Annotated in this window: 15 protein-coding genes; 1 reads left to right on the forward strand and 14 read right to left on the reverse strand. The window is 34.1% G+C overall.

Annotated features, from left to right (window positions below):
• Positions 1–142: 142 nt before the first annotated feature.
• Positions 143–1,093: a bifunctional helix-turn-helix transcriptional regulator/GNAT family N-acetyltransferase gene (locus ACIDC4_RS23625; protein WP_412045546.1), complete on the forward strand. Its 951-nt coding sequence runs from the start codon at positions 143–145 to the stop codon at positions 1,091–1,093.
• 324 nt (positions 1,094–1,417) lie between these two features.
• Here the strand turns inward: ACIDC4_RS23625 and ACIDC4_RS23630 are convergent, their stop codons facing one another.
• The 14 genes from ACIDC4_RS23630 to ACIDC4_RS23695 form a co-directional block, all read right to left on the reverse strand.
• Positions 1,418–2,617 (reverse strand): NAD(P)/FAD-dependent oxidoreductase, encoded by a 1,200-nt coding sequence (locus tag ACIDC4_RS23630; protein WP_412045545.1) that lies wholly within the window; start codon positions 2,615–2,617, stop codon positions 1,418–1,420.
• A complete protein-coding gene (locus ACIDC4_RS23635) occupies positions 2,614–3,102 on the reverse strand; it encodes a low affinity iron permease family protein (RefSeq protein ID WP_412045544.1) in 489 nt (162 codons plus the stop codon). The genes ACIDC4_RS23630 and ACIDC4_RS23635 overlap by 4 nt, the downstream gene beginning before the upstream one ends.
• A gap of 6 nt (positions 3,103–3,108) precedes the next feature.
• Positions 3,109–5,928: an AsmA family protein gene (locus tag ACIDC4_RS23640; protein WP_412045543.1), complete on the reverse strand. Its 2,820-nt coding sequence runs from the start codon at positions 5,926–5,928 to the stop codon at positions 3,109–3,111.
• 139 nt (positions 5,929–6,067) lie between these two features.
• Positions 6,068–6,949 (reverse strand): MlaD family protein, encoded by an 882-nt coding sequence (locus ACIDC4_RS23645; RefSeq protein WP_121320963.1) that lies wholly within the window; start codon positions 6,947–6,949, stop codon positions 6,068–6,070.
• 25 nt (positions 6,950–6,974) lie between these two features.
• On the reverse strand, positions 6,975–7,760 hold the full coding sequence (locus ACIDC4_RS23650; protein ID WP_412045542.1) for an ABC transporter ATP-binding protein: 786 nt from the start codon (positions 7,758–7,760) through the stop codon (positions 6,975–6,977).
• 1 nt (position 7,761) lies between these two features.
• Positions 7,762–8,520, reverse strand: a complete 759-nt coding sequence (locus tag ACIDC4_RS23655) for an MlaE family ABC transporter permease (protein WP_412045541.1) — start codon at positions 8,518–8,520, stop codon at positions 7,762–7,764.
• A 268-nt stretch (positions 8,521–8,788) separates the two neighbouring features.
• Positions 8,789–11,065: a glycosyltransferase gene (locus ACIDC4_RS23660; RefSeq protein WP_412045540.1), complete on the reverse strand. Its 2,277-nt coding sequence runs from the start codon at positions 11,063–11,065 to the stop codon at positions 8,789–8,791.
• Positions 11,066–11,522: 457 nt separating this feature from the next.
• On the reverse strand, positions 11,523–11,993 hold the full coding sequence (locus ACIDC4_RS23665; protein ID WP_412045539.1) for a DUF1440 domain-containing protein: 471 nt from the start codon (positions 11,991–11,993) through the stop codon (positions 11,523–11,525).
• 23 nt (positions 11,994–12,016) lie between these two features.
• Positions 12,017–12,526, reverse strand: a complete 510-nt coding sequence (locus ACIDC4_RS23670; RefSeq protein ID WP_412045538.1) for a DinB family protein — start codon at positions 12,524–12,526, stop codon at positions 12,017–12,019.
• Between the two features lie 24 nt (positions 12,527–12,550).
• Entirely contained in the window at positions 12,551–12,928 is a 378-nt protein-coding gene (locus ACIDC4_RS23675; RefSeq protein WP_412045537.1) for a VOC family protein, read from the reverse strand.
• An 82-nt stretch (positions 12,929–13,010) separates the two neighbouring features.
• On the reverse strand, positions 13,011–13,220 hold the full coding sequence (locus ACIDC4_RS23680; protein ID WP_412045536.1) for a hypothetical protein: 210 nt from the start codon (positions 13,218–13,220) through the stop codon (positions 13,011–13,013).
• 12 nt (positions 13,221–13,232) lie between these two features.
• Positions 13,233–13,613 (reverse strand): DoxX family protein, encoded by a 381-nt coding sequence (locus ACIDC4_RS23685; RefSeq protein WP_412045535.1) that lies wholly within the window; start codon positions 13,611–13,613, stop codon positions 13,233–13,235.
• Positions 13,614–14,082: 469 nt separating this feature from the next.
• Complete coding sequence (locus ACIDC4_RS23690; protein ID WP_412045534.1) at positions 14,083–14,820, reverse strand: GNAT family N-acetyltransferase; 738 nt, start codon at positions 14,818–14,820, stop codon at positions 14,083–14,085.
• Positions 14,821–14,883: 63 nt separating this feature from the next.
• Positions 14,884–15,489: a Crp/Fnr family transcriptional regulator gene (locus tag ACIDC4_RS23695; RefSeq protein ID WP_412045533.1), complete on the reverse strand. Its 606-nt coding sequence runs from the start codon at positions 15,487–15,489 to the stop codon at positions 14,884–14,886.
• Between the last annotated feature and the right edge of the window lie 85 nt (positions 15,490–15,574).

Consider the following 15,574-nt stretch of genomic DNA (forward strand, 5'->3'; position numbering starts at 1 on the left):
CCGCTTCTATCAGGGCTATGGCACTCATTTTCATTAGATATTTATTTTAAGTTAAGAAACTTAGAATCTTAGTCCCTTAGAATCTTAGGATCTTAAAAAAAAAACAATACATTTGTATAACTGGTTATGTAATTAATTATATATGGAATTTTTCGACAAAGTAGGTAAAGTGGCTCTAGGAAGTCGTTTACGTTTAATGACAGCAATTATAACAGATGATGCTGCCAAAATATATGAAGCTTATGGTATGACTTTTATGCCAAAATGGTTCCCGGTGTTTTATACTCTAATGGACGACAGGGAAATAACCATTACAGAAATCGCCAACGAAATTGGTCATTCGCAACCCTCAGTAAGTAAAATTATTCAGGAAATGATCACCGCAGGATTGGTAGAAGAAAGCCTGAAAAGTAGTGATAAGCGTAGAAATATTGTGGGTCTTACAGCGCAAGGATGGGAATTTTCAAAAGAATTAAAACTTCAATTAAAAGATGTCGAAGCAGCAGTTGACAGCTTAATAACAGAATCAACGCACAACCTTTGGGCAGCTCTTGAAGAATGGGAGTTTTTACTGGAGCAAAAAAGCTTGTTTAAAAGAGTAAACGAAGCAAAGAAAAAGCGCGAAAGCCAGGATGTGCAAATTGTAGCATTCGAACCTCAATATCTTGAAGCTTTCAAATCCTTAAACATAGAGTGGATTTCGACTTACTTCGAAATGGAAGAAGCCGATTATAAAGCTCTGGATAATCCTGAGGAATATATCTTAAACAAAGGCGGGAAAATCCTTGTGGCTTTATATCGCAATGAACCCGTAGGAGTTTGCGCGCTTATTAAAATGAAAGATTCCAATTATGATTTTGAAATGGCAAAAATGGCAGTTTCGCCAAAGGCCCAGGGAAAAAACATTGGCTTTTTATTAGGTCAGTCAATCGTAAATACCGCCAGAGAACTGGGAGCAAGTAAAATATATCTGGAAAGCAACACCATCTTAAAACCTGCAATAAACTTGTATTACAAATTAGGTTTCCAGAAAGTATACGGTTTAGCAACACCTTATAAACGTTGTAATATTCAGATGGAGTTGGTTCTTTAGTGAGGTTCAAAGGGACAAAGGAGCAAAGGTTTTTTGAGAACGATTTTGTAGAGACGCACAGCAGTGCGTCTAACGTGAGATATACGAAACAATACATTAAGTCCAACCTTACAATATATTTTGTTCCTACGGAATGCCTTTGAAGAAATTCCGTAGGAATTATCTATTTACAGCAACATATTTAGTTGAAGATTTTGTGTACAGTATATTACCTACACATTGTGTAGACGCACTGCTGTGCGTCTCTACAAAAAATCTTTGGCTTAGAATCTCACAACTAAAAAAACTTAGAACCTTAGCAACTCAGTAACTTAGAATCTTTCCTCAACGCCCAAACCTATAATACTCTAAATCCTGATTCTTTTTATTATTAATAGAATCCATAATAGAATTCATGCCTATTACGCTAAAGGTGATTCCGTTTCCTCCAAAGCCCAGAACGTAGTGTTCGTTTTTGTTTGGGTCCGGTTTGCCGAAATAGGGTAAGCCATCTTTAGTTTCTCCAAAAGTTCCCGCCCAGGAATAATCAATTTTAAAATCGATTTTCGGGAATTTTTTCTTAAAATGCCTTAGGAGATACTGCTCTTTTTTAGGCAATAGTTTATCGCGTTTTTTGGCATCTTTATATTCTTCATCGCCACCGCCCATAATAATTCTGTTGTCTGTTGTTACTCTAAAATACAAGTATGGGGAAGAGGTATCCCAAAAAATGGCATTTTTAAACGCGGTTGGCAAAACTTCTAAATTTTCTGAAGCTATTACAAACGTACTTTTTAAGTCGACTACTTTTTCAGCTAGTGTTTCGGTGCTTTCGTAACCACTGCAATGAATAATATGTTCTGCGGTGATTGTAAATTTATTTTCGGTATGGGCAATAGATTTTGCTTTTTGATGCTGGATCGAGGTTATATTAGTACGATCGTAAATCAGCATTCCCTTTTTCTTGCAGTAATGCAGTAAATCATTTGCAAGTTTATAAGGATCCATAACAGCTGCAGTTTTAGATTCTATCGCTGCAACGGCATTTAAGCCCATTTTTTCAAGATCCCATCGCTCAAGCCAGTTTACATCAAAACCGTGTTCTTTTCGGCATTTGAATTCGTTTTTTAAAAACGGAATGTCTTTTTTTAGAGAACAGTAATAAATGCTTTTCTTAAACTGGAACTGACACTCACTTTTTATAGTATCTATGATAGCGCGCAGATCAAAAATGGCTTTTTTTCCATTGCTATAACTGTCGACAGCGCATTCTGTTCCTCTAATTTTTATGAGTTCATGCAGCGGAACATCGATTTCATATTGAAGTAATGCAGTACTTGCGGCCGTGCTTCCGTTCGCGACGTCGCGGCGATCGACTAATATTACTTTTTTGCCTTCGGAGATTAGCTTGTAAGCGATTAATGCTCCGGTAATTCCTCCGCCAATAATTAAAATTTCAGTAGTATGATCTGAATCTATAGACGGATAACTGTATTTCATGGCACTTTTTAAGGGCCAGAAAGTTTCAGAGGAACGTAGTTTCATTTTTTGGTTATATTTCGGGTACGTAATTTTGTTCTGTTTTTATCTTTGCGTTCGTGTTGTTCAGAGGCTTCTGCAATAGAATGCGAACTTCTGATGCTTTCATCTTTTTTGGCCAGTTCACTAAGTTTGTGATAGTATTTCTGAACAATCATCATCTCTTCTTCGGTCATACTTTCAATATCGACCAAACTGTTGCTGGAATATTCATTTGAAGCAACCAATTCGTTCAATTTCAGTTGAATGGCAAGTGAATCTTTATTTTGGGCTTTCTGGATAAGGAAAACCATCAAAAAGGTTATAATTGTTGTTCCGGTATTGATAACCAACTGCCAGGTTTCTGAATAATTAAAAATAGGACCTGAAACTGCCCATGCGACTACAATTAAAAAAGCACCTATAAAAGCTGTGGTGCTTCCGGCAGCTTTAGAAACATTCGTGGCAAATTTTTCGAAAGCACCACTGCCTTTTGATTTTTTTGTTTTCATTTGAATCTAACTTTTACGTTTACTTACTTTTTCTTTCCGAATCACTTTGTTGTGTTTTTCATCATAAACAGCATCATAAATTTTTTGGCCTGTTTTACTAAAAATTTTAATTTTAGGTTCCTGATGTGTTCCGGTAATAACAATAGGAAATCCGATGATACCAAAAGGAGGTAAGCCTAATCGCATACGTAAATCTAAAAGCCCGTCGAAACTTGTCGTTCCTTTTATAGTAGGTCTAAAACCGGCGACTTTAAAGGTGAAATCTTCAATATGAATTAAATTATTATCGATAGTCGAGTTGATTTCGATTCCTTTCAAATTAGGATCGTCCAAACCTTTTTGTCCGGTTTGCGAACTAATGCCGTCAAATAATTTTAATCCTTTGACTTTTACATCTCGCAAATTCAATTTTCCGCCACCTTCAAGAGAAGCATAAATTGGACTCATATTTCCGTCTAAATCGCCTTTTACTTTATAGTCTACAGAAATAATTCCCTGTGCTTTTTCAGCCGCAGTTACCATATCATGAAACATCGGAATTTCTTTGTAAGCTCTTTGAACACTAAAATCTTTGGCAGTAAAATGAGCATCAAAATGGGCAGATGTTGGCGATTCGTCTTTGTATGTCGCATTAATACCTACTAAACAGTCTATAATGTTAAAATTGGCATTTTCTAAATAAAAACCATTTTTTGTTATTCCTACTTTACCAAGAAGTTTGTTTAAAACCAAACCATTATATTCTACTTTATCCGCATCAGCAGTAAGGGCGACGTTTAAGTTTTTGGGAACAATAACGACTCCGCTCATTTTTGGATGATCTTCTTTGGCATATTCTACTTCAAGGTTACGATCTGTGTTTTCACCTTTTTTAAGCGCCATAAATTCATCAACATTAATCAGTTTCGATTTCATTTTAAAATCTCCGCTCAATGTTCCGTGCGATTCCAGAAAGTAATTAATGGTATTGAGTAAATATCCGTTTATGGCAAAATCTGATTTTCCGTAAAAAGCATCAAATTTTTCAAACCACATTTTCTCATTCTGAAAACGGAAGTTTCCTTGTTTGATAAAAAAGGCTTTTGGGAAAAGTTCTGATGTAGCTTTAATGTTTTTTAAAATAATAGTTCCTCTGTTATCCAGTTTATCATATTGCCCTTTTGTGGCATAACTTTGTTTCCCTTTCAGCGAAAGATCTGCTTTTGCATAACCCGTAACATCAAGTCCTTTTTGAGAGAAAACCTGATAAATTCGCCCAACATTTAGCTCTCCTTTTATTTTTGCATTATAGGCCAGATCGCTAAAATCTGATAAGGTAGCATTGACATACATTGGGTTTCCTTCAAAAACAAATGATGCGGGAGCAACAGCTACAATCAAATCCTGAAATGTTCCGGCTTTGTTGAGCACATTGGCTACAAAAGTGATGTCTTTTATAGGATTAGGATACGAGTCGGTTTTGAGCCAGCCATTCCGCAATGAAATTCCGCCAATTGTTTTAGGGAATAATTTTTTCGAAGTACTAAAAACTCCTTTGGCCTGAATGTTTGTTTTTAAAGTTCCTTTTAGATCAATACTGCTTAAACCTATTGCAGCATCAACTGTGGCTAAATCTAATGCCCCTTTTACGCTTGCATCAACCGTCATTTCGTTAAATCCTTTGCTGCGTAAATAAGCGTTGAAGTAGTCTTTTTCGCCAACTTTAAATTTAAAAGTATCGAGATTAATCAGTAATTTTTCGATATCTAATGAAGGTAAAACAGCATTTAGATTCATCTGAAAATCGGTAAGTGGGGCAGGAGCATTCTGGTAATTGATTGCGCCTTTGTCGATTTTTAAATTAAAAGCTAAATCCGGTTTTTGTTTTTTAGCAACATTATAATTTCCTCTAAAAGTAAAAAGTAAATCACTATTGCCTGAGATTTCGGTTTCATTCATCCAGGTTAAATATTCCGGAGGCATTACGGAAAATAAATCTTTTAGGGTAGTATTTTCAGATGCTGCTTTGATATTAATTTTATATCCATCTCTTAAAATAGTAAACAAACCAGTAAATTTAAGTGGTAATTTATTGATTCGTAATTCATTTTTTTGAAGAATAAACGAAAGTGCATGTGTATTAATTCGGGTAATCAAATCGGCACGAACTTCTTTTTTTCTAAGATAAGCGGTACGGTCGTAATAGAAATCTACATTATCAATTCGGGCATCAGTATTCAAATCAAAAATATCTTCGCTCAAATTTCCTTTTCCAACATAATTAAAACCTTTTGCATCGACCAGGATTTTGGCAGAACGATCGTTGTATTTTACATGACAATCTTCAAGATCAATTCGTTCTAAACGAATAGCTGTTCCTTCTTCCGGAGCATTGGGATCGTCCGGTTTTTTATCGCGATCTTCCGGAGCCACATAAATATTATAATTGGCCTGTCCTTTTTGGTTGACCATTATATTGATTAAGGCTTTAGAAACATATAATTTATTAATTTTTACTTCATTATCAAAAATCAATCTCTTTAGGTTGATACCAAAAGCTACCTGTTCTGCTTTCAGTAAAGTATCATTACTAAAAGGCGCTGATCCTGTCATTGACAAATCATCAAGAGAAACCGTCAGGGAAGGAAAGTGTGTAAAAAACGAAAGTCTGGATTTCGAAAAATCCAGTTTAGTGTCTAATCGTTCGTTGGCGATTTTCTTTACTTCTGTAGCAACGGTTCCGGGAAATAGCAATGGTATCAAAAACAATAATAGCAAGATACTTGCTATTACTATTCCTGTTACTTTTAAGATTTTCAGGCTTATATTTTTATATGAAGTTTTCATAGTATTTCAATTTATTCCATAAAATTATATATGGATCGATTTTAAAATATGACTCATAGAATTGTAAGTGAGAGGCGTGTAATTTTTTAAGTAAAAAGTAGGTCTCTATGAGTTAGAGTAATTTTATCCGGCATATTCATTATTTTCCTTTTTCAGCTTTTTTAGCATCTTCAGCTTTTTGTTTTTCCAGTTTTTCTTTTTCTTCTTTGGCTTTCTCTGCTGCTTTTTCCTTTTCTTTTTCGGCTTTTTCAGCTTTCTCTTTGTCTTCCTTCGCCTTTTCTTCTTTCGCTTTTTCGGCCTTTTTTTGCTGCTCTTCCTGTTGCTCTTTTATTTCTTCTTTTTTCTTTTCTTTTTCTTTCTCTTTTTTCTTGAAGTAGCCTTTAAGCAGGAAATTACTTTTTGCAGCTTCCATATTTTCGCTAAAACCTTTTGTACCTGATTCTAAGTTCGAAAGCGTATTCGAAACGCTGTTTGCCATTTTATCATCACGAACTAATCGTGCCAAAGCACCATTTCCCGTATTCATACTATGGCTGAAAATGGCTAATTCATCGGTGATTACGGCAGCATTATCAACACTTTTTTTCACGCTTTTCATTAAATCCTGCATTTCAATTCCGTTTACCGAAGCAATTGCACCACCATTTTCGATGACTTTTGTCGATTTAACTCCCGGAGAAATAGTAAGTACTTTGTCTCCCATTAATCCGTCAGAACCAATACTTGCGCGGGCATCTGTTTTAATAAATTCACGAACTTCATCCTTAATCACCATTCTTACTACAACAGAAGAATCGTTTATCAATTGAATTTCTTCGACCGTTCCGATATTAATTCCTGAAAAACGAACATTATTTCCCACCTCTAAACCGCTCACGGTTTTAAACTGTGATGTGATGTTGAATGTTGAACCAAAAAGATTTTTTTGTTTACCAATAAAGTAAATCGCCATTATAAAAAGCAATAAACCTATTGTTACAAACATTCCTAATTTCCAAGTATATCCAGATTGCTTATCCATGATTTCTAATTATTTATTTTTAGTATTATTGAAAAAAAGAACGGACCCATTCGTCTTCGTCTTTTTCTAGTTCTTCGTATGTTCCTTCGGCATGTATTACACCATCTTTCAAAACCATAATGCGGTCGGCGGTAAGTTTGGCGCAAGCCATATCGTGCGTAATAATGATCGATGTTGTTTTGCGTTTGTGTTTGATATCGAGAATCAATTCGCTTATTTCACGAGAGGTTATCGTATCTAATCCTGTTGTGGGTTCATCGTATAAAATGATTTCCGGTTTAAGGATTAAAGTTCTGGCAAGGCCAATTCTTTTTTGCATTCCGCCTGATAATTCAGATGGCATTTTATCGATTGCATCACTCAGTCCTACATTATCCAGGGCTTCCATCACTTCACTTTCAACTTCTTCCGGAGTTAAATCCCTTTTGTGTTTTTTTAATGTAAAAGCCAGATTTTCCCGTACCGACATTGAATCGTATAATGCACCACTTTGGAACAAAAATCCAATACGGACTCTAATTTCATTCAGTTCCGGTTTTGTGAGGTTCAGTACATTTTCATCAAAAACTTTTATTTCGCCTTTATCAGGTTCAATTAATCCCACAATGCATTTTATCGTTACCGATTTTCCTGATCCTGAACGTCCTAAGATTACCAAATCCTCGCCTTTGTTTACCGTAAGATTTACACCTTGCAGGACTTTGTTGTCTTTACCAAAAGTTTTATGCAAGTCTTTAATGACAATGATAGGTTCTTGCTTTTTGGTTTTAGAAACTTTATCTTTTTCTATATTATCTTTTTCCTTAATCATCTTAAAAAAATAAATCGGTTATTTGAACAGCAACCATATCAATAATAAAAATGGTTAACGAAGCGGTTACTACGGCAGAGTTGGCTGCTTTTCCTACACTTTCGGTTCCGTTAGAAGCATTAAATCCTTTATAACAACCAATCATTCCTATAAAAAATCCAAAGAAGAATGTTTTGACAGTTGCCGGAATTAAATCTAAAAATTCGAGTGATTGCAGGATTTGAGTCAGATAGCGGTAAAAGTTTACATCGCCGTGTATATTGATCCCTACATAGCCGCCAATAATACCAATGGCATCAGCAAAAAACACCAATATAGGCACCATTAGAGTACAAGCTAAAATTCTAGTTACTACTAAATAATTATACGGATTGATGGCAGAAACTTCCATGGCATCAATTTGTTCTGTTACTTTCATAGAACCTAATTCGGCACCAATTCCAGATGAAATTTTACCTGCACAAATTAAGGCTGTAATTACAGGAGCAATTTCTCTTATTAAAGAAAGGGCCACCATACCCGGTAACCAGGATTCGGCTCCAAATTTTACTAAGGTTGGTCTGGATTGTAGCGTAAGTACCAAACCCATGATAAAGCCGGTAATTGCTACCAGCGGTAATGATTTATAGCCAATAACATAACATTGTTTCAAGAACTCTTTTGTTTCATAAGGCGGAACAAAAACTTCCTTAAAAAACTGCTTTGCAAACACTGTTGCGTTTCCTATTTCTGTGAATGTATTTTTTAGAGTAAGTATCAAAATACTATATTTTTAAGTTAAAGCTAATGCATGAAAATCAACGGTTTAAAAGGTTGTATACCCCTTGATTATTATAACTTAAAATTACTTTAGAAGCACAGAAAAAATCTTACACAACTTTTTTAGAAGTTTATATAATTAACATAATGAAACACAATAATTAGAATAAAGCAACGTTGTCTGTAAAATGTTAAAAAACAAAAAATCCCTTTACAAAAGGGATTTTTAGGGTTCAATAGTATATTTAGTTAGAATATATCGTAAAAAATTATGAATTGATGGCAATTCCGGTTTTAGATTTCATTAACGGAATCACTTTTATTTCTGCTATTTTAAGGTTTTCCATTAATAATCTGGCTGTTAAAAAACATACCGTAGATTCGGCTCCCTGATTTAAGTTGACGTTTTCTTTTTCAAGTCCGTCATAGCCACCACCGCTTATTGGGTTGTACATGATTTGGCCAAGATGATTTTTTCCTAAAAACCAATTAAAAGCCATTTTCATTTTTTGTTTGTATTCAGGAGTACCAAAAGCACTATAAAATGAATTTAGAGTATGAATTGTATACGCAACATCTATAGGCTGTTCGCCGTATTCGTGTACTTGTTCTTGTGAATCTCTGTGCAGCCATCCGTTATTAGAAATTACTTTAAAGTTTTTATCCTTAAACATTTTCGACATCAAAAAGTCAAGAGAATCTAAAGCTACTTTTTTGTAAATAGGTTTATTGGTCGTTAAAAAAGCAAAAAGCATAGATTCAGGTAAAATTCCATTTCCGTATGTCATGTAATTTTCGAACCATTTCCAATCGTGCGAAGCGTGAATTTCATAATTAGAAAGCAATTTAGCATTCAGCTTGTTGATAATTGCTGCTACATATAAGTTAGGAACAGCAGTATGGTATAAATACAATCCTTTTGTTGCAAAACCAATAGAACGTGGCGACTGAATACTTTCGGCCCATTTTAATGAGTTTAGTAAGCATTGAGAAGCTTTTTTTACAATAGCCTCAGGTAAAATTTCTTTATTGGCTACTACAGTTCCTAAAGCCCAAATAGCTCTTGCATTAGAATCTTCCAGATTTACTTCGGCATTTTGCTCGATATGTTCGCGATTTTCCTGATCTACATAATTGATGAAGTTTCCTTTTGGCTGTTGGCAGCGAATAATAAAGTCTAAGTAGATTAATATATAGGCTAAATCTTCTTTGTCCTGAGTAAGTTTATAGTGCATGCAAATTGCTATTAAAGCACGCGCATTATCATCTAATGTATATCCTGATTCTAAATCCGGAATCGAAATTTTGCTAAACTGAATAATACCAAGATCAGTGGTCATTCTTTTGATATGTCCTAACTGAATCGATGGATAGCTGTATTTTATTTCTGCCGGATTCTCAATCAATTGTTTGTAAGTGTCCATGTGAGTAATGGCCACATTTTCCCAAGATGAAGCTGTGGTTTTTCTAAAAGCATTAATTCCCATTTCTTCTCTTAATTCATCATTTGAAAGTAATTTAATGGCTGCGTCAGCAAACTGATCTACTTCTCCAATATCTACTAATATTCCTGAATCAGGAGTTAATACTTCTAAAGTATGAGGAATTTTTGAAGCAACAATAGGACAAGCACAACTCATCGCATAAGCAAAAGTTCCGCTCACGGCCTGATTAGGATCTTTTGATGTAAACAAATAAATGTCGGCAGCCTTTAGGTAATCCAAAAGTTCATTAGTATCTAAATATTCATTGACAAAACGAACATGATCCTGTAAATTTAAATCGGCAACAATGCCTTCAAGTTTATCACGATACGCATCTACGCCATCAATAATTAAATTAGGATGTGTTTTGCCAATGATTAAGTACAATGCATTGGGTGTATTTTCTATAATTTTAGGAAGAGCTTTTAAGCCTGTTTCAATATTTTTACCTTCTCCCAAAAGACCAAACGTAGCTAGTACTTTTCTGTCCTGAATATTGAATTTTTCTTTGGCTTGTTGTGGAGCTTCGTAAATAACAATATGGGTTCCGTGTGGTACGCAAGTAATAATATCTTCGGCGATGTCATAATCTCTCATCAAAATTTCTTTTGACTGATTGGTCATTACAAAAACCGAATTACTATAAGAAAGCAACAGTTTTACAAATGTTTTTAATTCCTTATTCGGATTTTGAATCACACTATGAAACGTATAGGTTAAAGGTTTTTTAACCTCATTCAAAAAATCTAATAAATAGTCTCCGTAATTTCCATCAAACAAACCAAATTCGTGTTGAATATGAACCAACTTTACCGCTTTATCTTTATTAATCTCAAGAGCAACTTTCGTATATTCCTCTTTGTTTTTTGTGTTTAATGTATAAGCCTGGGTTGGTGTTTCTTTTGGTTCTTTTACTAATTCGCAAATTTCGCAAGTGATTGATTTACCAAAAACATCCGTAATTCCTTTTATAGTATCTTGAGTATAAGTTGCGATTCCGCATTGTGTTGGTGGAAATGTTGATAGAAAAACTATTTTTGATTTATTTGATATCGTTTTCATTGGGATTCTTTTTTAGTTCAGTTAATAAGTCATTTTGGTACATATAAGAATATGAATTTGGCCGTTTCTGAGCTACTTTCATATCTTTTAAAATATTTATTTAAAATTACCTCAAGCCCAAAGGCTCTATTAATCCAATCAATCAAAAAATTAACTCAAAAGCGTTTATGTGGGAATTTTGTAACGAAAATGGGGAATTATAAAAGTAAGTCAAAAAACTGATTAATAGTTGTTTGCGTCGATAAAATTGCATTTGGAGTTAACGAATTTTGTACGAATTATGGAACTTTGAAAAAACAAACCAATCAGAAACTAAAATGGCAAATTATTAACTAAAAATTGAGATTATGGTAGTTCATGAGTTTACAGTCCCGGTTTTCAGTGTACAGTTTCTACTGCAATTGAAAATCGAGTGTTTTATTCAGGCAGTAACTGCGACTGAATACTGTGACTGCGACTAAAAACTGCGACTGCGACTGAATTTTCGCGTAATAGATGCAATAGGAAGCCCGATACAAACGATCAGAATTAATACCGACAATATTAAAGGGAAATCGAAGTGTTTTTCAGGCAAGAGAGGAAATGCAATTGGAAGAACAATAAGATTCATTATGATCCAGACAAAAATGCCGTATACAACTCCGGAAAGAATAAGATTCTTTTTAAGAAACGGAAAATACGGATAAATCATAAAATAAAACCAGGCAAAAATAAAGGCAATCAGATAATGAAGTCCAAGTCCGTACCACGCCATTTGTGGTCCTCCGGTATAAGCCTCTTTTTTGAAAATACCACTTGCAATAGATTGAAGGATTTTTACTGCGGTAGTTTTTTCGAGTATAACAGCATAAATAATAACTGCAGCCAGAATATCAAGTGTTCCGGCGATTAATCCTGATAAAAAAATAGTTCCTGATTTTGATTTCATGTGGATAAAGATTGTGTTATATATTATAGTGTTGTTATATAATGTGAAATTTTTTGAAGTTGATGAGTGTGTCTCTGAGAGTGAACGAGAGCAAAATTAATCCATTCATAGATCGTAAAATTTTCGAAACCAGGAACCTGAAAATCCAGACAGGTGAGTGTGAGATCATAATTTTCGGATGCCTTTAATAAATCAGATTCTATTTTAAGCAAAGCTAAAGTAAGCGAATTTTTATTGTAGTTTTTCATTTCCGGTTTTAGAAAATCCGGCGCATCCATTTTGGTATTGAAATTCAAAAATATAGATTCGAGTTCTTTTACATGTTCATCATATTTTCTAATGGTAGCTTTGGTTTTTCCTTCAAATAATTCAGGATAACCAGAATTGCCCAAAATGATATGCTGCACGACTTGTCCCGGTGTCCAGCTTCCTTGAAACGGAACAGTATTGATTTCCTCTTCAGAAAATGATGAAAGGGTGTCGTTTAATTTTTTGAAGGTTTCAACAATGTCTTTTTGAAGTACTGTTTTCATTTTGTTGATATTTAAAAATTTAACTTACTGCTTAATAGAGGTAATCCACCAGATATTTCCAAAAGGATCCGTCACACCACAAGTTCTGCCATAGTCCTGATCACTTAGTCCCATTAAACTTGTTGCGCCATTCTCCAGTGCTTTTTTATACGTTTCGTCAGCATTAGGAACGTAAACAAATAAATTAGCATTTTGTTGAGGCCAGTCTTTAATTTCATCGGTAACCATAATGGTGCTGTCGTTTAAGATAATTTCAGCATGCTGTACAGTTCCGTCATCGCGTAAAACCTGTTCATTAGAATCTTTTGCATCGAAAACTTTTTTTGTGAAGTCAATAAACTGAGCAGCGCCTTTTAAAATTAAATAAGGCATTATAGTCTGATGTCCTGAGGGTAAATTCATGTTTTTCGGTTTTTATAATTAGTACTATAAATTTACATTTTTAAATTTAATAATTAATAATCAGATCATTATAGATGTTTTTTTACGCGAGAACTTCACAATAAAAACCATTCGCTTTAAGAATTGCAATAATTTTTCTGCTTGAAATTGATAAACTATGAATTCGTAAAATTTTATCACAATCTTCCAAATCAAAATTAATGGCGCTGTTCGGAAAATGTTCCAAAAGTTTCTCAACAATCATTTGTGATTGTTCGAATTCCTGAACATTGGTTTTAAAAACTTCGATCATCGTTTTTAAAGTTTATAAAGCGATGTTTTTATAGCGCTCAATTTTATGGTAATGATGATATGAAATCGCCAGGATTACTAAAAATATCAACGGGAAAAAGGATTGAAAACCAACTCCGTCAACTGCAAAATGACTTATAGAGGCAAATATAAAATCGAAACCAAATCCGGCATAAGCCCATTCTTTAACATTCTTAGGAACTTGCGGAATCACCAATGCCAAAACTCCTAAAATTTTGAAAACCACCAATGCATTCCCAAAATATTCCGGATAGCCTAAATGTCTGATGCCTTCTTTTGCCATTTCACTCTGAGATGTTAGTGCCGGCATAACGCCTTCGAATAAGAAAATAATAATCGTAGTAATCCAAAAAATAATTTTAGCTTTTTTCATAGGTTTGTTTTTTAAATGGTTATTAGTTAATGTATTACAAACTTACAAATGTTATTTTTTGTGCGAATAGTTATTTACGACTATTTTAAGGTCATTTAGGACAAAGTGGGGATTTTAGATTTTTTTTTGAGAATGTAGAATATAGAGAATAGAATAGAGAGAATAGAATAGAGAGAATAGAATAGAGAGAATAGAATAAAGAGAATAGAATAAAGAGAATAGAATAAAGAGAATAGAATATCTATTTTTTTTAAGAGAGTTTGCCGTACAGTTTGTCCTCCTGAGGAACGAAGGATCACACTAGAAGCTCGACAAAGAGACTCCACAAAGAGAGTAGACAAAGATTACGGAATTACTTTACGGAGTTTCGTGTGTGATCCTTCGTTCCTCGGGAGGACATAAATTGAGCATAAAAAAACCGGTGTAAATCCGTGCTTTTGCGAAGCAAATCTGTGTCATCCGTGTGCGATTACAACGCTTTCAATATATAATTTTTAATCACAAACAAATCCTCAAAACCTAAGCGAGTGTAAATGTCTTTTCCCATTGCAGAAGCTTGCAATAAAGCATAATTAGCTTTTAAATCTATCGAAAGATTAAGTGCAAATTTCATGATTTCCTCGGCAAAACCTTTTCTTCGCATTTCAGGGATTACGCCAACGCCATGAATTCCTATAGTGTTTCCGGTTTGAAAAAGCATAAAAGTACCGATGGGTTGATCTTCATTAGAAACCAAATAAAAATGAACATTTGTATAATGCTGAATCAGGATTTCTTTGCTGATTACATAACCAAAAGCATTAGGATATAATTCTGACCAGATTTTGGCATCTTGTTCATTATCAATTTTCTTAAAGCTAAGATCATGTTCTAGTGTGAATTTTTCGTTTAGTTTTAATGCCATTGCGACTTGTTCGGTTTTTAGTTCAAAACCATAAGCTTCCAAAATTTCATAAGATTTGGTCCCGAAAATATCCCAATACGGTAAAACCAAACCCAAATTGGATTTCATGGTTTTGATAATATCCGGTAAGTCTCTTTTAGCAATGTCTTTGCTTAACCATAATTTATTGGGCCAACCCGAATTTTCGATTTTGCAGTATTCGAAAGTATCGTTTTTATGATAGGAGAGGAAAGGAGTTCCAACGGTTTTCCAGAAATCGGTAAGGTTATTAATATTGTCCTGGATGAGGTTTGTATTTTTCATTTTAATGCAATTGAGAGACAAAGATAACTCTAGGTTTTATGAGAAACCTTTACATATGTTGATTTACAAATCTTTTTCGAGTGTTTTCCTGATTCGGCTTAATTGTGTGGGTGTGATTCCTAAATGCGATGCAATATGAAGCAATGCGATTCGCTCAGCAATATCAGGATGTTTGGCTAAGAGATCGAGATATCTTTCGGTTGCATTTTCCATCACTATAGAGATTTCTCTTTGTTCTTTTTCGATAACCCAATTTTTTTCGAGATAAGCAATATAGAAGTTTTTTAAATCATCATTTTGAAAAATCAGTTCTCTGTATTTTTTATAATTGATGTTGATTACAATAGAATCTTCCAGCGCTTCAATAGAAAAATCGGAAGGAGTTTGTTGTATTAATGAAGCTGTAGATCCTGCAAGATCTCCTTCGAGAAAGATGTTTTTATTATAGATATTTCCTTCGGTATCCGTTATAAAAGCGCGTAAAGCGCCTTTGCCAACAAAGTGAATTTCTTTTGCAATTTGACCGTTTCTTAAAAGTAATTCTCCTTTTTTTATTGAATTTATCTCAATGTTATTTTCGATTAATTGCCAGGATTCCTCAGAAATAGGAGAGTAGTAATTGAATTTTACTTTGAGATCGTTGATGTATTTTGCTTGATTGATTGACATTATGCTGAAGTGTTTTAAGCTTATCAAAAGTAAAGAAATAAAGTGTAATAACATTACGCTAAATGGCACACGGATGACACGGATT

Source organism: Flavobacterium sp. C3NV (genome assembly GCF_046825355.2).
Lineage (GTDB): Bacteria > Bacteroidota > Bacteroidia > Flavobacteriales > Flavobacteriaceae > Flavobacterium.